Origin of the sequence: Pseudomonas sp. PvP027 (assembly GCF_017833005.1) — a bacterium.
In the GTDB taxonomy this organism is placed as follows: Bacteria; Pseudomonadota; Gammaproteobacteria; order Pseudomonadales; family Pseudomonadaceae; genus Aquipseudomonas; species Aquipseudomonas congelans.
The window spans coordinates 5,792,048-5,809,028 of sequence record NZ_JAFIBK010000001.1 but is presented as its reverse complement, the minus strand read 5'-3'; the positions used below and the strand labels follow the sequence as shown (position 1 = coordinate 5,809,028).

Annotated in this window: 16 protein-coding genes and 1 tRNA gene; 7 read left to right on the top strand and 10 right to left on the bottom strand. The window is 59.4% G+C overall.

Annotated features, from left to right (window positions below; genetic code table 11):
* Positions 1-3: 3 nt before the first annotated feature.
* The 5 genes from JOE33_RS25330 to JOE33_RS25310 form a co-directional block, all read right to left on the bottom strand.
* Entirely contained in the window at positions 4-990 is a 987-nt protein-coding gene (locus tag JOE33_RS25330; protein ID WP_032612815.1) for an ABC transporter permease, read from the bottom strand.
* On the bottom strand, positions 987-1,991 hold the full coding sequence (locus JOE33_RS25325) for an ABC transporter permease (protein ID WP_187625434.1): 1,005 nt from the start codon (positions 1,989-1,991) through the stop codon (positions 987-989). Before JOE33_RS25325 ends, JOE33_RS25330 begins: the two co-directional genes overlap by 4 nt.
* Entirely contained in the window at positions 1,978-3,549 is a 1,572-nt protein-coding gene (locus JOE33_RS25320) for a sugar ABC transporter ATP-binding protein (protein WP_187625435.1), read from the bottom strand. The genes JOE33_RS25325 and JOE33_RS25320 overlap by 14 nt, the downstream gene beginning before the upstream one ends.
* Positions 3,550-3,564: 15 nt before the next feature.
* Positions 3,565-4,569, bottom strand: coding sequence for a sugar ABC transporter substrate-binding protein (locus tag JOE33_RS25315; protein WP_010440464.1), 1,005 nt, complete (start codon positions 4,567-4,569; stop codon positions 3,565-3,567).
* Between the two features lie 244 nt (positions 4,570-4,813).
* Complete coding sequence (locus JOE33_RS25310; protein ID WP_187625436.1) at positions 4,814-6,442, bottom strand: methyl-accepting chemotaxis protein; 1,629 nt, start codon at positions 6,440-6,442, stop codon at positions 4,814-4,816.
* Between the two features lie 206 nt (positions 6,443-6,648).
* Between JOE33_RS25310 and JOE33_RS25305 the strand changes: the two genes are divergently transcribed.
* Positions 6,649-7,077, top strand: coding sequence for a VirK family protein (locus JOE33_RS25305; protein WP_010440468.1), 429 nt, complete (start codon positions 6,649-6,651; stop codon positions 7,075-7,077).
* Between the two features lie 6 nt (positions 7,078-7,083).
* Here the strand turns inward: JOE33_RS25305 and JOE33_RS25300 are convergent, their stop codons facing one another.
* Together JOE33_RS25300 and JOE33_RS25295 are read right to left on the bottom strand one after the other, a co-directional pair.
* Positions 7,084-7,320, bottom strand: a complete 237-nt coding sequence (locus tag JOE33_RS25300; RefSeq protein ID WP_187625437.1) for a hypothetical protein — start codon at positions 7,318-7,320, stop codon at positions 7,084-7,086.
* Positions 7,321-7,345: 25 nt separating this feature from the next.
* Positions 7,346-7,798: a DUF3237 family protein gene (locus tag JOE33_RS25295; protein ID WP_187625438.1), complete on the bottom strand. Its 453-nt coding sequence runs from the start codon at positions 7,796-7,798 to the stop codon at positions 7,346-7,348.
* Positions 7,799-8,197: 399 nt separating this feature from the next.
* Between JOE33_RS25295 and JOE33_RS25290 the strand changes: the two genes are divergently transcribed.
* Positions 8,198-8,965 carry a C1 family peptidase gene (locus JOE33_RS25290; RefSeq protein WP_122694194.1) on the top strand — a complete coding sequence of 256 codons (768 nt, stop codon included), beginning with the start codon at positions 8,198-8,200 and terminating at the stop codon, positions 8,963-8,965.
* A 5-nt stretch (positions 8,966-8,970) separates the two neighbouring features.
* Here the strand turns inward: JOE33_RS25290 and JOE33_RS25285 are convergent, their stop codons facing one another.
* The gene (locus JOE33_RS25285; RefSeq protein WP_096102233.1) at positions 8,971-10,170 is read right to left on the bottom strand and encodes a XylR family transcriptional regulator; all 1,200 of its coding nucleotides are present in this window, start codon (positions 10,168-10,170) and stop codon (positions 8,971-8,973) included.
* A gap of 169 nt (positions 10,171-10,339) precedes the next feature.
* On the opposite strand from JOE33_RS25285, the gene xylA reads away from it, so the two are divergent.
* From xylA to JOE33_RS25260, 5 genes are all read left to right on the top strand, one after another.
* A complete protein-coding gene (xylA, locus tag JOE33_RS25280; protein ID WP_010440477.1) occupies positions 10,340-11,656 on the top strand; it encodes a xylose isomerase in 1,317 nt (438 codons plus the stop codon).
* A 131-nt stretch (positions 11,657-11,787) separates the two neighbouring features.
* Positions 11,788-12,789 carry a D-xylose ABC transporter substrate-binding protein gene (xylF, locus tag JOE33_RS25275; protein WP_054993907.1) on the top strand — a complete coding sequence of 334 codons (1,002 nt, stop codon included), beginning with the start codon at positions 11,788-11,790 and terminating at the stop codon, positions 12,787-12,789.
* Positions 12,790-12,891: 102 nt separating this feature from the next.
* Positions 12,892-14,448, top strand: a complete 1,557-nt coding sequence (gene xylG, locus JOE33_RS25270) for a D-xylose ABC transporter ATP-binding protein (RefSeq protein ID WP_187625439.1) — start codon at positions 12,892-12,894, stop codon at positions 14,446-14,448.
* The gene (locus tag JOE33_RS25265; RefSeq protein WP_010440486.1) at positions 14,449-15,585 is read left to right on the top strand and encodes a sugar ABC transporter permease; all 1,137 of its coding nucleotides are present in this window, start codon (positions 14,449-14,451) and stop codon (positions 15,583-15,585) included. It abuts the gene before it with no gap.
* Between the two features lie 114 nt (positions 15,586-15,699).
* Positions 15,700-16,158 carry a DUF393 domain-containing protein gene (locus JOE33_RS25260; protein ID WP_054993905.1) on the top strand — a complete coding sequence of 153 codons (459 nt, stop codon included), beginning with the start codon at positions 15,700-15,702 and terminating at the stop codon, positions 16,156-16,158.
* Positions 16,159-16,251: 93 nt separating this feature from the next.
* Here the strand turns inward: JOE33_RS25260 and JOE33_RS25255 are convergent.
* Positions 16,252-16,327: transfer RNA gene (locus tag JOE33_RS25255), tRNA-Gly, on the bottom strand.
* Between the two features lie 66 nt (positions 16,328-16,393).
* The gene (pgsA, locus tag JOE33_RS25250; protein WP_003400851.1) at positions 16,394-16,954 is read right to left on the bottom strand and encodes a CDP-diacylglycerol--glycerol-3-phosphate 3-phosphatidyltransferase; all 561 of its coding nucleotides are present in this window, start codon (positions 16,952-16,954) and stop codon (positions 16,394-16,396) included.
* Between the last annotated feature and the right edge of the window lie 27 nt (positions 16,955-16,981).

Here is a 16,981-nt window from a genome sequence, read left to right as displayed (position 1 = left end):
CACTTACGCCGCGTTACGCAGCAGGTGGCGGCTGGTGAAACTGAACGCCAGCACCAAAAAGATCAGCGCCCCGGTCGCGACCTGCTGCCAATAGAAGTTCCAGCCGATCAGCAACAGGCCATTGGCGATCACGTTGATGAACAGCACACCCAGCAGCGTACCCGGAATATTCGGGCGCCCTTGACGGCTGAGCGTCGTACCGATGAACACGGCACCGATGGCATTGATCAGGTAAGCGTTGCCTGACATCGGCACGTAGGCGTTGACCGTCGAACTGAGCAGGATACCCGCCACCGCACAGGCCAGTGCACTGGCGAAAAACACCTGCACGGCAATGCGTCGCGTGGGCAGGCCCGAGTAATACGCCAGTTGCGGCTGCGTGCCCAGCGCAAGGATTTCGCGGCCCAGACGTCCGCGTGCCAGGACCAGCCCGTAAAGCCCTGCCAGCAACCCGACCACCAGCAGCGGCAATGGCACGCCCAGGATCAGCACGCCGCTGATCCCCGGTAACATGCCCTGAGCGATATAGATCGGCTGGCCGCCGTCGGATAACAACTGTTGCACGCTGGTGCCGATAAACAGCGTACCCAGCGTCGCCAGGAACGGCGAAATGCGCAGCCCGGCGATCAGCATCGCATTGAACGCTCCGGCGATGCCGCCTGCCAGCAAGGCCACCGCAATGGCTGCGCCCAGACCATGACCACCATTCAGCGTGACCACGAAACCGAGGCTGGCAAAGTCCAGTGCCGTTCCCACCGACAGATCAATACCACCAGCAGCAACAGCCCAGGTCATGCCGATTGCCACGATAGCCAGCAATACGAAGTTGTTCAGCACCAGGCTCGACAGATTGCCCCAACTCAGAAAGCCCGGCGCACTGATCGCGAAAAACAGCAGGATAATCAGCACCAACAGTGGCAGGACCGCTGGCAAAAGGCGCGGCAGAACCTTTACCAGCGTCGAAGAGGTATTCACGGTCAGCGTACTCATTGTTCACCCTCCCGACGGCCGAATGCCCCGGAAAACGCCACCACCAACAGAATCAACACGCCTTGCACGCCGTTGACCCAGAAGCTGGAAATGTTCAGTAATTGAAAGCCGTTGATCAGGAAGCCCAGCAGCAGTGTCGCCAACAGGGTGCCGGGGATGTTGGCGGTCATACGCCGCGAGAACACCACGCCGAGAAAGGCGATGGCCACCACTGACAGCAACATGTCGCCGGAACCGGTCGTGCTGCCGCTGAAAAACGCTGCGGAGCAGAACGCAGCTGTCGCAGCGCAGCCTCCGGCAATCAGGTAACTGGCAAACACATAGCGCCGCAGATTCAGCCCGGCAGCCTCGGCGGCTTGCGGGTATTCGCCGATGGCGTACAGACGCAGGCCGAACGCGCTGCGCTGAATCAATAGCCATAACACCGCCGCGACACCCAGCAGCACCCAGGCCAGCGCCGGAACACCCAGCCAGACGCCGGACACCAGGCTGTCCAGCAATGCAGAGTCGGTCGCCAGCACAGTGTTCTGGGTCAGTACCAGCTCCAGCCCGGCAATCAGGTTCATGCTCGCCAGCGTCGCCAGTAACGGCGGCAGGCGTAAAAACACCACCGCCAGGCCATTCAACGCGCCGACCAGCAGGCCGCAGCCGAACGTCAGGCCAATCGCTTGCCAGGCATCGAGCCCGGCATTGTTCAGGCTGCTGTAGACGGCCGCACACAGACCGAGATTGGCCGCCAGCGACAGGTCCAGGCCGCCGCTGACTACGTTGGAACCACCACCGATGACCACGCAGGTCAGGCCCAGCGCGAGTATGCCGAGCGTTGCTGACTGGGCGAACACATTGCTGATGTTGCCGATGCTGAGAAAGTTCGGCGCACTGACGGCAAAGCCGAGCAGAATCGCCAGAAACACCAGCAACGAACCGCGCTGCGCCAGTTGCACGAGCCAGCGTTGCGCAGGGCCGCCAGCCTGTGCAACGGATAGATCAAGCGCTGACATAATGGGCCTCCGGAGCGAATGATGTGCTGTCATGGCCGCTTTCACTGGCGCCCGTGGCGCAGGCCAGCAGTTGGTCGCTGTTGGTGCTCAGCGAGTCGAATTCGCCTGCAATGCGTCCTCTGTGCAGGACCACAATGCGCTGGGTGATGCCGATCAGCTCCGGCAAGTCCGACGACAGCACCAGCACCGCCGCGCCGCCCTCGGCAAGCCGGGCAATCAACCGGTAGATCTCCACCTTGGCGCCGATGTCGACGCCCACGCTGGGTTCGTCCAGCAGGTATAACGTCGAATGGCGGCTCAGCCATTTGCCCAGCGCAACCTTCTGCTGGTTGCCACCGCTGAGCGCGTGCACCGGCGCATCATGGTCTGAGGTCTTGATTGCCAGTTCATCGATCAGGTATTGGCTTTCCCCGGCCTGCGCCGCAGCGTCGAGCAATCCCCAGCGACTGAAGCGCCCCAGGCTGGCCAGCGTGATGTTCTCCAGCACCGAAAGCGCCGGTGCCACGCCATGCGTGCGGCGCTCCTCGGGGACCAGCGCGATGCCATGGCGTACCGCGTCACGCGGTGATTTCAGGTGCAACGGCTGACCGTTCAAGAGCAATTCGCCGCGATCCGGCTTGAGCAGCCCGAACAGACTCTTGAGCAGCTCCTTGGCACCCGAGCCGACCAGCCCGGTCAGGCCCAGCACTTCGCCACGCCGCACGCTCAGGTCAACGCCGTCGTAGAAACGCCCTGCCCCCAGCCCGCGCAGTTGAAGCACGGGCGTGCCGGGTTGCGTCTGCGCCCGGAAATATTGCTCGCCTACCTCCCGATTGACCATCAGCCGGGCGATCTGCGCTGTGCTGGTGAGCGCCGGATCGACCACCGCCACATCGCGCCCGTTACGCAGCACGGTGACCTGATCACACAGCGACTCGATTTCCTGCAAGTAGTGGGAAATGTAGACAATGGTCAGCCCTTCATCGCGCAGGCGGCGGACGATGTCCAGCAAGCGGTCCACTTCCTGTTTGACCAGTGACACACTCGGCTCGTCGAACACTAGCACCTTCGGCCTGGCCAGCAGCGCGCGAGTGATCTGCAAGATCTGCCGCTGGGCGCTGTCCAGATCGCGTACCAGGGCCCCAGCGGGCAGGCGCATGGCAAAGTAATCGTTCAGAAGCCTTGCCGCTTCGCGCTCCTGAGCGCGACGATCGACGAAAGGGCCGCGCTTGATTTCCTGCCCGAAAAACAATGCCTCGCCGACGCTGAAGCTGCCCGGCAGCAGTCGCTCCTGATGAATGAAATGCACGCCTGCGGCTTCGACCTGGCGCGGCGTGAAACTGTCGAACGGCTGGCCATGAATACTCAAACGGCCGGCGTCGGCACGATGAATACCGGCGAGGACCTTGATCAGGGTCGACTTGCCCGCCCCGTTTTCACCCACCAGCCCGTGAATCGTTCCGGCCTCGACCCGCAGGTTGACGCCGTCCAGCGCCTGGGTAGCCCCAAAGCGCTTGCTGATGCCCCTCAAGTGCAAGGCCGGCGGTACCGCTGCAACGTCTGCAATCGCTGATCCCATGATCGATCTCCCGCGTCAGTTATCGCCTCTGAGCTTCTGCACGTCCGGCAGGTTGGCGGCCGTCGTCAGTAAGGTGGGCACTTGGGTCTCCTTCGGCAGATCGTGCTGTCCGGCCAGATAGCGGGCGACGTTCTGCACCGCGGTCTTGCCGATCAACGCAGGCTGCTGGGCAACCACAGCCCCCACCGGCGAATCTTCGCGGCGCATCAACTCGAGCACTTCCGGCGTACCGTCGACGCCGTAGGTCTTGATTTCGGTTCTGCCGGCATCGATCAGCGCCTTGCTGGCGCCCAGTTGCGGGATGTCCCAGGCGGCCCAGATCGCCGAAACACTGCCTTTGGGGTACTTGTTGAGCAACGCCGAGACTTGCGAGTAGGCGTCCTGGACCGTATTGGGAATGACATCGCGCAACTCTGGCTCGATGATTTTCAGCTCTGGATGATCCTTGAGCGCCAACTTGAGCTGGTCGTAACGAATGGCGCAGACCGGTACGCCATAAAATCCGTTGAACACCAGCACGTTACCCTGGCCACCTGCGTCCTTGATCAGTTGCCCGGCCAGTGCCTTGCCAGTAGCAACGTTGTCGGACGTGGTGTTGTTGAGGCTGTATTGCGAGGGCGCGTCGATGGTGAACAGCGGAATCCCCGCTTTGCTGATGCGCTTGAGCCAAGGGTCGATAACGCTGAGGGTGCCGAGGGTCTGGATCACCGCATCCGGCTTTTGCGTGACCACGGTCTGCAATTGATTGACCAGGTTCTTGTCGTTGCGACCGGCATCGAGCGTGATGGGCGTGCCGCCCAGGCGCTTGACCTCATCCACCTGCGCCTGGAAGGCCTTGATATCGAAGTAGTGACTGGTACCGGTCATGCTGATCGCAATGCGTTTGCCCGCCAGCGAAGGCACGTCGCTGTCCTCGGCATGCGCCGTTGCGACGAGGCTGGTGGCCAACAGGGTCAGCACCAGAGTGCGCCCTATTGCATGCAGGCGGTTTGTCTTGGGGGTCGGGACGGCATCAGGCATTCGGGTGGCTCCGCTGGCTCAGGAAAACAATCCTGATCAGCAGTGCACAGGTCATGCCCAAAGCCTTGTGCTGCGCCTGGCGATAGCGCGAAGCCCGGCGGCAGGCGGTTTCACGCGGTTGCGCCGGCTGGCGTCGGTGCGCAGTAGCCTGGCGTTGCCAGCATGAACGCCAGACACATTGTCGATTCGCTGTTGCCCGGACAACAGCGAATCGATGCGCGAACGGGTGTGCTACCGGAGCCTGTTATCTAAGCTTGAACTGCCCCAGCGTGGTCGTCAGGTCACTCGCCAGCTCGGCCAGCGACTGGCTGGCGCTGCCGGTCTGGCTGGTGCGCACCGCCGATTGTGCCGACAAGTCACGGATGCGCACCAGGTTGCGGTCCACTTCCCGCGCAACCAGCGCTTGCTCTTCAGAAGCGCTGGCGATCACCGTGTTGCGCTCATCGATAACCATGACCGAACTGGCGATGCTGGCCAGTACAGCGTTAGCCGACTCGGCCTGTTGTTTGGTGCGTTGCGCCTGTTCGGTACTGACTTCAAGCGCGACCAGGGTGCTTTTGGTGCCCTGCTGGATGTGCCCGATCATGGTTTCGATCTCGCGAGTCGATTCGCTGGTGCGGTGGGCCAGCGCGCGCACCTCGTCGGCGACCACAGCAAAACCCCGCCCGGCATCGCCAGCGCGTGCCGCTTCGATGGCAGCGTTGAGCGCCAGCAGGTTGGTTTGCTCGGACACTGCGCGAATAACATCCAGAACCTTGGTGATATCCAGCGTGCGGATGGCCAGCGCCTGCGCCTCGACCGACGCCGTGCCTACATTTCGGGTCAGCTCAAGGATCGATTTGACGGTTTGATTGAGCTCTTCCTGACCTTCGCGAGCCGATACCGAAGAGGCTCTGGATTCCACCGAAGTGGTCACCGCATTACGCGCTACTTCATCGACCGCCTGACTCATCTCGGTGACTGCGGTGGCGGCCATTTCAATTTCGCTGTTCTGCACCACCAGATCGGCGTTGCTGTTGACCATCAAGGCGCTCATTTCTTCCGTGGCCGACGCCAACTGGTGAGCGGCATCGCCCACCTGACTCAGGGTCTGGCTCAGATTGCCGCGCATACGCTCCATCGATTGCAGCAACAGGGCGGCTTCATCAGTGCCCTCACGGTTGATTGCACTGGGACGCAGGTCGCCTGCGGCAATGGTTTCCGAGCTGTGCAGCGCCTGGCTGATCGGTACTGCCAGACTTTTCGTCAGACGCCAGGCAAGCAATACGGTCAGCAACACCGTCAGAAACATCACCGCCTGAGTGACGACCACGGCGTTTTCATACACCGAGGTCGCTGCAGCGCTGGATTCGGCTTCGGAGTCATCATTGATCTTTTCCAGCTTGCCAAGGGCTGCTTCGATACTTTCCGCCATGGCCTTCATCTCGCCCCAGACGATCGCCCTTCCGGCCTCCGCCTGATTCTCGTTGATCAGCGTATAAACCTTCTCGGCACGGTCGATGTAGCCCTTATAAGTGCTCTTCAGACCCTCGACGAGCGCGCGCTCTTCATCCTCGGTGATGAGCGGGTCGTAGGCCTCTACGGCCTTTTGGAACCCGGCCTTCTTTTCAAGGAGCTCGGCGTGAGCCATAGCCACTTGCGCAAGGTCATGCGTGGCAAGCATTTTGGCCACGGTAGTGCGGGTTTTCTCGACCGCCAGGGAAATATCGTCACCCAGCGCAATCCCGGGAAGGGCATCGTTTTCGATTTCAAGCGATTGCTCACGAATACCGTGCAATTGCTGAATGCTGAAAATACCAAGGCCGAACACCAGCACCACCATCAACGCAAAGCAGGCGGAGGTCCGCGCGGCTATTTTCAGCTGTCTCAGCATCTTCAATCCCCTTCCCGTGACCGGTAAATAAAATTATCTCCGTCATTCCTATCGGCAGAACGGGAAAAAGTATGAAGATGCTCTAGAGAGGTGCCACTGCTATCGTGGGCCCACCTGATTCGTAGCTTATGGTAGGTTTCGCGACGCTCGATAATCGCGAGATGGACGGGTCTTTTCCCCCTTCAGACTGACTTCCTGGAGCTGCCATGAAACCTTGCTACGCCGCTGCACTGCTTGCTTTTTCACTGCCTGGCCTCGCTCACGCAGGCGACGCGCTACCCACCTACTCCGCCATCACCCAGGCGTTGAACACCGGAGAGTCGGTCGCCGTGGTGATCGACCTGGGACAATGCAAATCCTCGATCGCAGGGGCCGAGCCGTCCAAAACCAAAGGCGGCAAACGCATCGATGCCTACCGCATCACACCCGACGGCACCCTGGCGTTTTCGGACACCCACTTCAGCCTTGATCGCGATAACAAACCCATCGAGCAATTCATTCGCTATCAGATACGCTCGAACGGCACCGCCACATTCAGCATGACCACGCTGAATGTTCCTGGTTATCAGCAGGTGGGCAGTCCGGTGAGTTATGACTGTGCGGTCGGCAAAGGATTGAGTTTTTTTACCAGCTAGTAAGGGTCACATCGTAACCAAATGCATCAGATGGATATCCGGCGTGGGCGACAGACCATCCTCACGCCCTTGAAAGTAACGCTCGAACTGCTTGTCGGGAGACAACATTTCGAGCACTTCAAATCCGCGTGAACTGGCGACTTCGACAAATAGCAAAAATAATTTAAATTTCGTTGTGCCGGGCCCCACAGGTGTCGACGACAAGGTCTGCACCTCGATAACGAACCTGACACTGGCTTTCACATCTGCCCGCTTCTGTGACGGTTTTTTATACCTCGTTAACCTGGAAAATACTGACACGCATGCTGTCATCCCCGGCTTTTATATTTACTCTGCCGACGTACAGGTTTCTCTGCAGGTCATCATGAGCGCCGGAAGGAACGCTGAACTGCTTGCTGCACGTGCACCGACAGCGCGATTCGGCCAATGGTGCGCGGTCCGCTTCATCGAAGGCCACGAGCCCCTCTCCGACGACATCTATCTTTATTCCATCATCAGTCAGCAAGGTGTAGTACAGGCTGAATCGTGCAAGGCTGTCATCCTGGGGCACGAGAAAAAGGCTGCCTCCCGGAAGAACCTGCCCCTGCAATCGATCGCCGTTAAATTCTCCTCCCAGTATCTCACCGCTGCTGCGCTGCCCCCGCTGAGGGTTGCAAAGCGTTTGCGGCTTATCGATACGCAGGTGAGCAGTCAGTATTTCATGCAGCTGCATCGTCTCCATCCCCCTACCCCTCATCTTGCATGCGGCGACTGGCGCTTCGCCCATAACTGTACCAACGAGTATTTTTTAGCCCGCACATCGAATGCTGTCAATTTAAATATACCGGACGGTACGCTTATGAGGCGCAGGATAGGATTCGCTCAAGCGGTATCGTTTCGCCACTTTCGATAAAACCCTGGTCCGTGCCAAGCGCAAAAGGAGGTGTAAGTCCATTGCAATAAGGCCATATAAAAAAGTGACTCATCTGGCCTATTACGCAACTAGCACCACAAGCCAAATGAGCCTGCCCGGTCAACTCATAGCACACTATGTACTAAACGAAGTTTAATCTGCTTCTATCAAAAACCTGCTTACATGAGCGATATCAATTTTCTGACAGTGCCTCACAAGGAGAACGAAATGACCTATACCGTCAAACAGTATGGATGGATTCGCGATCTGCCTGATCATCGCGATCATCTGTATGCTGCCCCGCCCACCACACTGGCGGCGCTTCCACACAAGGTTGATCTGCGCCCCCATTGCCCGCCTGTGTACGATCAGGGCCAACTGGGTAGTTGTACCGCAAACGGTATTGCCGGAGCGATTCAGTTTGATCGCATGAAGCAAAAGTTGACGCCGGCGTTCGAACCCTCGCGGTTGTTTATCTATTACAACGAACGGGTTATCGAGCATACCGTCGATTCGGACAGCGGCGCGATGATCCGGCACGGCATTAAAAGTGTTGCGAAGCAAGGTGATTGCCCTGAAGAAGAGTGGCCTTATGATATTGAGAAGTTCACTGTCAAACCTCCGGCTGCCTGCTACAAGGACGCAAGAAAATACAAGGCAGTGTCTTACCAGAAAGTTGCGCAAAACCTCAATCAGATGAAAGGCTGCCTGGCGGCAGGTTATCCGTTTGTCATTGGTTTTTCCGTCTACGAGAGCTTTGAAAGCAAGAAAGTTGCGCAGACCGGGCATGCCCCGATGCCGGGCCCTCATGAAAAAATGCTGGGAGGGCACTGCGTATTGGCAGTGGGCTACAACGATGCCCATCAGCATTTCATCTTGCGCAACTCATGGGGCGCCAGCTGGGGCATGGAAGGCTACTTCACCCTGCCCTACAGTTATTTGCTGGATGAAAATCTGTCCAACGACTTCTGGACGATAAGGGTCGTGGCTGCCTGACCTTGTCAGGCACTTGGGTATTGCACTGCCGCATTGACATCCTGCTGGTACTCCCGCGGCGTGCAGCCGAACTCGCGACGAAACACGGTGTGCAGGTATTGCGCAGACCGAAAACCGCAATCGCGGGCGATCTCGGCAATGGCCAGCCCGGTGTTTTCCAGTCCGTTTGCAGCGGCGGCCAGTTTGAAGCGCAGGATCTCGTCGTGCACGCTGCAGCCCCTTACGCGGCGAAAATGCGATTCCAGTGATGAGCGCGAAACGCCCACATAGGCGGCTACCTGTGCAGTCTTGATGCCCTGACACGCGTACTGCCGGATAAACAGCAGCGCCTGCATCACATAAGGGTCACCCAAGGGCTGATGCAGACTCGAAGCCTGCACGTTGACAGTGTCCGGCGGTATCAGAATGTGTGTACCCGAAGACGGCATGCCGTGCAGCATCTGGTGCAGCAGCCGTGCGGCGGTGCGGCCCATTGTGTCGGTGCCTTGAACGACCGAGCTGAGCGGCACGCGCGTGAGGGTTCTGGTCAACGGATCATTGTCGATGCCGATCAGCGCCACCTGCTCGGGGACGGCAATTCCGGCGGTCAGGCAGGCCTGCAGTAGCTGACGGGCGCGGGCGTCGGTCACGGCGATGATGCCGATCGGTTTGGGCAGGCTTTGCAGCCAGGCGATCTGCTGTTCTACGGCGCTGTCCCAGAGCGGCGCGCTGGTGCCCAGGCCACGATAGACCTCGGCGTGCAGGCCGTCGCGTTGCAGCAAGCGGCGAAAGGCCTGCTCGCGCTCCTGCGCCCAGCGATTGGCCTGTGCTTCAGGCAGGCTGAAGCAGGCAAAGCGCGTCAGCCCGGCCTCGATCAGGTGCTCGTAGGCCGCCTTGATCAAGGCGTGATTGTCAGTCGCCACATAAGGAATGCCCTTCGGGTAGGCACGCTCATCCTGATAGGAGCCTCCGACTGCCACCACCGGCAGTTTGATCCCGGCCAATGCCTCGCCGATCAGCGGGTCATCGAAATCGGCAATGATCCCGTCCCCCTGCCAGCGCTCGATGCCTTTCAGGCGACAGAGGAAATCCTCCTCCAGGAACAGGTCCCAGGACACCCGGGTGCTGCTGAGATAGTTGCCGATGCCGCTGATGATGCCGCGGTCATAGATCTTGCTGCCGTTGAACAACAGCGCGATACGGTGAACGGGAGGTACGGTCTTCATTGTTTTTATGCCGATTCGATAAGCACGACGCCGTGGGCCACAGACTAGGCCGCTGACCGGCGAATCTCAACACTCAAAATCGCACTGTGCGTTGACGATTTTCATAATCAGCGCACGCAGGGCCGTTGCTAGTATCCAGACACCGCCAAGAACAATAAGGAAAACGCTCATGCTGTACTTCCCCGACGTCGACAGGGTTCGCTATGAAGGCCCTGACAGCGACTCGCCCCTCGCCTTTCGCCACTATGACGCCGACAAGCTGGTCCTCGGCAAACCCATGCGTGAGCACTTGCGCATGGCGGCCTGCTATTGGCACACCTTCGTATGGCCGGGCGCCGACATGTTCGGTGTCGGCACCTTCAAGCGCCCCTGGCAAGGTTCCGGTGACCCCATGGAACTGGCGATCGGCAAGGCCGAAGCGGCGTTCGAGTTCTTCTCCAAGCTCGGCATCGATTACTACAGCTTCCACGACACCGATGTGGCGCCGGAAGGCGCCTCATTGAAGGAGTATCGCCACAACTTCGCGCACATGGTCGATCATCTGGAGCGCCATCAGGAACAGAGCGGCATAAAACTGCTGTGGGGTACGGCCAACTGCTTCAGCAACCCACGCTTCGCCGCAGGCGCTGCCAGCAACCCGGACCCGGAAGTCTTCGCCTACGCCGCTACCCAGGTGTTCAGCGCGATGAATGCCACCCAGCGTCTCAAAGGCTCCAACTACGTGTTGTGGGGCGGTCGTGAAGGCTACGAAACCCTGCTCAATACGGACCTCAAGCGTGAACGCGAACAGCTCGGGCGCTTCATGCGCATGGTGGTCGAACACAAGCACAAGATCGGTTTCAAGGGCGATCTGTTGATCGAGCCCAAGCCACAGGAGCCGACCAAGCATCAGTACGATTACGACAGCGCCACGGTATTCGGTTTTCTGCAGCAGTACGGCCTGGAAAACGAGATCAAGGTCAATATCGAGGCCAACCACGCCACACTGGCCGGGCACAGCTTCCACCACGAAATCGCCACGGCGGTCTCGCTGGGGATTTTCGGCAGCATCGACGCCAACCGTGGCGACCCACAGAATGGCTGGGACACGGACCAGTTCCCCAACAGCGTCGAAGAGATGACGCTCGCCACCTATGAGATCCTCAAGGCTGGCGGCTTCACCAACGGCGGCTTCAATTTCGACTCGAAAGTGCGTCGCCAGAGCCTCGACGATATCGATCTGTTCCACGGCCACGTCGCCGCGATGGACGTCCTCGCCCTGGCGCTGGAGCGTGCCGCCGCCATGGTGCAGAACGATAAACTCCAGCACTTCAAGGATCAGCGCTACGCCGGCTGGCAGCAGCCTTTCGGGCAATCGGTACTGGCAGGCGAATTCAGCCTTGCGTCGCTTGCCGAACACGCCTTCGCCAACGAGCTGAACCCGCAGGCTGTCAGTGGTCGCCAGGAGCTGCTCGAAGGCGTGGTCAACCGCTTTATCTACGCCTGACAGGCTTGGCTGGACGTCGCAGTGACATTCAGGCGACAAATCTTCATACGCGACGTCCGGCAACGCTCTACAGTTCTACCGTTATCGCTCAGTCAAGAAGTGTCTCAAACAACAATAAAAGGACGCACCCTATGAACACCCTGAAACGTACGCTGCTCGCCAGCGCGCTGGCCTTGCTGTCCCTGCCGGTGATGGCTGACTCTGCGCACCCGAAAATAGGTTTTTCCATTGATGACCTGCGCCTGGAACGCTGGTCACGCGACCGCGACTACTTCGTTGCGGCGGCGGAAAAGCTCGACGCCAAGGTCTTCGTGCAATCGGCGGATGCCAATGAGCAGAAACAGATCTCGCAGATAGAAAACCTTATCTCGCGCGGCGTCGATGTGATCGTCATCGTGCCGTTCAACGCCACCGTGCTGACCAATGCCGTTGCCGAAGCCAAGAAAGCCGGGATCAAGGTGGTGTCTTATGACAGGCTGATCCTCAATGCCGATATCGATGCGTACATTTCCTTCGATAACGAAAAAGTCGGCGAGATGCAGGCCAACGGCGTGCTGAAAGCAGCGCCCAAGGGCAATTACTTCCTGCTGGGCGGCGCGCCCACCGACAACAACGCCAAGATTCTGCGCGAAGGCCAGATGAAGGCGCTGCAACCGGCTATCGACAGAGGTGATATCAAGATTGTCGGCCAACAGTGGGTAAAGGAGTGGAACCCTACCGAAGCCCTGAGCATTGTCGAAAACGCCCTGACCCGTAATAGCAACAAGATTGATGGCATCGTCGCCTCCAACGACGCCACTGCCGGCGGCGCGATTCAGGCCCTTGCCGCACAGAAGCTGGCCGGTAAAGTCCCTATCTCGGGTCAGGATGCGGACCTCGCGGCGGTCAAGCGGGTCATTGATGGCACTCAGACCATGACGGTCTACAAGCCGCTGAAACTGATTGCCACGGAAGCCGCCAAGCTCTCTGTGCAACTGGCACGCAACCAGAAACCCGATTTCAGCTCGCAATACGACAATGGCAGCAAGAAAGTCGACACCATCCTGCTGACGCCTACAGCGTTGACCAAGGACAACATCGACCTGCTGGAAAAAGACGGGTTCTATACCAAGACACAGATTGACGGGCAATGAGCCTCGATCGTTGATACGTCGCTAAAAGCTAGAGCACGATCCTGCGGTCAAGCAGGGTCGCCGCTCAGGCCAAGCCATCACACCTTCGTAGAGCCCTGCGCCATGTCTGACTACCTGTTGCAAATGAACGGCATCGTCAAATCCTTTGGCGGTGTGAAAGCGCTCAACGGCATCGATATCACGGTGAGGCCCGGTGAATGCGTCGGCCTGTGCGGCGAGAACGGCGCGGGCAAGTCCACATTGATGAAGGTCCTGTCGGCGGTCTATCCCTACGGCACCTGGGATGGCGAGATCCTGTGGGACGGCCAACCGCTCAAGGCACAATCGATCAGCGAAACGGAAGCGGCCGGGATCGTCATCATCCATCAGGAACTGACGCTGGTCCCTGACCTGTCGGTGGCCGAAAACATCTTCATGGGCCACGAGCTGACGCTCCCCGGCGGGCGCATGAATTATCCGGCCATGATCCACCGCGCCGAGTCGCTGATGCGTGAACTCAAAGTGCCTGACATGAACGTGGCGCTGCCGGTTTCCCAGTATGGCGGCGGCTACCAGCAACTGGTGGAAATCGCCAAGGCATTGAACAAAAAGGCGCGCCTGTTGATTCTCGACGAGCCCTCCTCGGCCCTGACCCGTTCCGAAATCGAGGTGCTGCTGGACATCATTCGTGGCCTGAAGGCCAAGGGGGTCGCGTGCGTGTACATCTCGCACAAGCTCGATGAAGTGGCCGCCGTGTGCGACACCATTTCAGTCATCCGCGACGGCAAACATATCGCAACCACCGCAATGGCGGACATGGACATTGCGCAGATCATCACCCAGATGGTCGGGCGCGAAATGAGCAACCTCTACCCCACCGAACCGCATGACGTCGGCGAGGTGCTTTTCGAAGCGCGGCATATCACCTGCTACGACGTCGATAACCCCAGGCGCAAGCGGGTCGACGACGTATCGTTCGTCCTCAGACGCGGGGAAATCCTCGGCATCGCCGGGCTGGTGGGCGCGGGCCGTACCGAGCTGGTATCCGCCCTGTTCGGCGCCTACCCCGGTCGATACACCGGTGAAGTGTGGCTCGATGGCCAGATGATCGACACGCGCACGCCGCTCAAATCGATCCGCGCCGGCTTGTGCATGGTCCCTGAAGACCGCAAGCGCCAGGGCATCATTCCGGACCTGGGCGTCGGCCAGAACATCACCCTCGCGGTTCTCGACAGCTACTCGAACATGACCCGCATCGACGCTGAAGCCGAGTTGGGCAGTATTGACCGGGAAATCTCGCGCATGCACCTCAAGACGGCCAGCCCGTTCTTGCCGATCACCAGCCTGTCCGGCGGCAATCAGCAGAAAGCCGTGCTGGCGAAGATGCTGCTCACCCGCCCACGCGTTCTGATTCTCGACGAGCCCACCCGCGGCGTCGATGTCGGCGCCAAGTACGAGATTTACAAGCTGATGGGCGCGCTGGCAGCCGAGGGCGTGTCGATCATCATGGTGTCCTCAGAACTGGCCGAAGTGCTGGGCGTGTCCGACCGTGTACTGGTGATTGGCGACGGCCAGTTGCGCGGCGACTTCATCAACCATGACCTGACTCAGGAACAAGTGCTCGCCGCTGCACTCAGCCAACCCGATGCCCCTAACAATAATGCCCGGAAGACCGCGTAGATGAACCAGGTCAAACAGTTCTTCACCCGCTATAAAATGCTCGCGCTGGTGATTGCCATCGCCGTTATCTGGCTGTTCTTTAGTTGGCAGACCGAGGGCGGCTTCCTCACCCCGCGCAATTTGTCCAACCTGCTGCGACAGATGTCCATTACCGGGATTCTGGCCTGCGGCATGGTGCTGGTGATCATCAGCGGCGAGATTGACCTGTCGGTAGGCTCATTGCTTGGCCTGCTCGGTGGCCTGGCAGCAATTCTGGATGTGGTTTACCACGTCCCGCTACTGGCAAACCTGAGTGTGGTGGCCCTGTGCGGCCTGATGATCGGCCTGGCCAACGGCTACATGACCGCCTACCTGCGGATCCCCTCGTTCATCGTCGGGCTGGGTGGCATGCTGGCGTTTCGCGGCGTTCTGCTGGGGATCACCGGCGGCACGACCATCGCTCCGGTGTCGCCGTCGCTGGTCTATATCGGCCAGGGCTATCTGCCACACGCGGTAGGCACCGGGCTCGGCATTCTGCTGCTGGCGCTGACGCTGTTCCTGACCTGGAAACAACGACGCAACCGAGCCCTGCACGGGCTGGCGGCACATTCGCTGATTCGTGATGGGTTGCGTGTGGTGTTGATCGGTGCAGTGCTGGGCGGCTTTGTCTATGTGCTCAACAGCTACGACGGAATCCCCGTTCCGGTGTTGCTGTTGCTGGTCCTGCTCGGCGTGTTCAGTTACGTCACCAGCCAGACGGTATTCGGACGCCGCGTCTACGCCGTCGGCAGCAACATGGAGGCCACGCGCCTATCCGGCATCAATGTACAGGCCGTGAAGCTATGGATCTTCGGCATCATGGGCGTGATGTGCGCATTCGCCGGGCTGGTCAACACCGCACGCCTGGCCGCTGGCTCACCCTCGGCAGGCAACATGGGCGAACTCGACGCCATCGCCGCGTGCTTCATCGGCGGCACGTCCATGCGTGGTGGTTCGGGGACTGTCTACGGTGCCCTGCTTGGCGCGCTGGTCATCACCAGTCTCGACAACGGCATGTCGATGCTCGACGTCGACAGTTACTGGCAGATGATCGTCAAGGGCGGGATCCTGGTGCTGGCAGTGTGGGTGGACGTGAGTACACGTGCTGGGCGGCGGTGATCGCGGAACGGATCAGCATTACTCGAAAACCAGAGCCCGGACGAATACCGACGCCCATTGTCAGCACGGCCTTTTGAGCATAAGGTGTAAAAAACCTATACAAGACTATTAACGATGTACAAGAAAGTTGAATGGCCGCTGACGCTTTACTTTGACGGTGACTGCCCGCTCTGCGCTCGAGAAGTCAGAACCCTGCGCGCGCATGCGACGCCTGAGCGACTTTTGTTCGTGGATATCCGTGACGACGCCTTTGACGCCACTTCTCTTGGATTCACACTTGAGGATATGGAGTCGCTACTGCACGCCAGATTCAGCGATGGCACATGGGTCAAGGGCCTGGACGCGACACTCTGGAGTTGGCGAGCGGCCGGCCTGGGTGCATGGGTCGCGCCGCTGTCATGGCGATTCATGAGGCCAGTGTTCAACCTGGGCTACCGGCTTTTTTGCCGCTCGCGGCCTTACCTTGCCTGGCTCCCCCACCCTGACGGCAGCCGCCGTTGCAGTGGCGACAGCTGTGCGGTCCCGGACGCAAAACCTGCGTCGGACAAGCGGACTTCCACTACAGAAAAGTAAACAGGGAATGCATACCGCAAAAACGAAAAAAGACGCCTAGGCGTCTTTTTTTTGCTGATTCAGTGAGCCTTGAGGGTTCAGTGAATCAATATCTGGAGCGGGAAACGAGACTCGAACTCGCGACCCCGACCTTGGCAAGGTCGTGCTCTACCAACTGAGCTATTCCCGCATTGTCTTGATGACGGGCGCTATTCTAGCGGTTCAAATAGCGGCGTCAAGCCTTTGATTCAAAAACTTATTTTTTTTCTGCAGTGGTTCTGAGGTGCGGCCATGCGGCCCTCAGGTATTGCACCATGGACCACAGGGTCAGCCCCGCAGCGATAAGCAGCAGCGCATAGCCGAGAATGACCCACAGGGTGATGGCCGGCGGGTTGCCGAGCAGAATGACCAGCGCGAGCATCTGCGCCGCCGTCTTCCATTTACCCATGTTGGAAACGGCAACCTGCGCACGCGCGCCGATTTCCGCCATCCATTCGCGGAGCGCAGAGATTACGATTTCACGGCCGATGATCACCGCTGCGGGCAGCGTCAGCCATAGATTGGCGTGCGCCTGAACCAGCAGCACCAATGCAACGGCCACCATCAGTTTGTCTGCTACCGGATCGAGAAAGGCGCCAAAGGGCGTGCTTTGTTCAAGACGGCGGGCCAGATACCCGTCGAGCCAGTCGGTCGCCGCAGCGAACGCAAAGACTGCACTGGCCGCCATGTAGCTCCAGTGATAAGGCATGTAGAACAACAAAATGAAGATCGGAATCAGTAAAACGCGTAGTACGGTGATCAGATTAGGGATATTCATCGGCACAACTGGCTACGAGGTGAGCGA

Coding starts and splice junctions, on each gene's coding strand:
- JOE33_RS25330 (WP_032612815.1), bottom strand. CDS start 990: ATGAGTACGCTGACCGTGAATACCTCTTCGACGCTGGTAAAGGTTCTG.
- JOE33_RS25325 (WP_187625434.1), bottom strand. CDS start 1,991: ATGTCAGCGCTTGATCTATCCGTTGCACAGGCTGGCGGCCCTGCGCAA.
- JOE33_RS25320 (WP_187625435.1), bottom strand. CDS start 3,549: ATGGGATCAGCGATTGCAGACGTTGCAGCGGTACCGCCGGCCTTGCAC.
- JOE33_RS25315 (WP_010440464.1), bottom strand. CDS start 4,569: ATGCCTGATGCCGTCCCGACCCCCAAGACAAACCGCCTGCATGCAATA.
- JOE33_RS25310 (WP_187625436.1), bottom strand. CDS start 6,442: ATGCTGAGACAGCTGAAAATAGCCGCGCGGACCTCCGCCTGCTTTGCG.
- JOE33_RS25305 (WP_010440468.1), top strand. CDS start 6,649: ATGAAACCTTGCTACGCCGCTGCACTGCTTGCTTTTTCACTGCCTGGC.
- JOE33_RS25295 (WP_187625438.1), bottom strand. CDS start 7,798: ATGGAGACGATGCAGCTGCATGAAATACTGACTGCTCACCTGCGTATC.
- JOE33_RS25290 (WP_122694194.1), top strand. CDS start 8,198: ATGACCTATACCGTCAAACAGTATGGATGGATTCGCGATCTGCCTGAT.
- JOE33_RS25285 (WP_096102233.1), bottom strand. CDS start 10,170: ATGAAGACCGTACCTCCCGTTCACCGTATCGCGCTGTTGTTCAACGGC.
- xylA (WP_010440477.1), top strand. CDS start 10,340: ATGCTGTACTTCCCCGACGTCGACAGGGTTCGCTATGAAGGCCCTGAC.
- xylF (WP_054993907.1), top strand. CDS start 11,788: ATGAACACCCTGAAACGTACGCTGCTCGCCAGCGCGCTGGCCTTGCTG.
- xylG (WP_187625439.1), top strand. CDS start 12,892: ATGTCTGACTACCTGTTGCAAATGAACGGCATCGTCAAATCCTTTGGC.
- JOE33_RS25265 (WP_010440486.1), top strand. CDS start 14,449: ATGAACCAGGTCAAACAGTTCTTCACCCGCTATAAAATGCTCGCGCTG.
- JOE33_RS25260 (WP_054993905.1), top strand. CDS start 15,700: ATGTACAAGAAAGTTGAATGGCCGCTGACGCTTTACTTTGACGGTGAC.
- pgsA (WP_003400851.1), bottom strand. CDS start 16,954: ATGAATATCCCTAATCTGATCACCGTACTACGCGTTTTACTGATTCCG.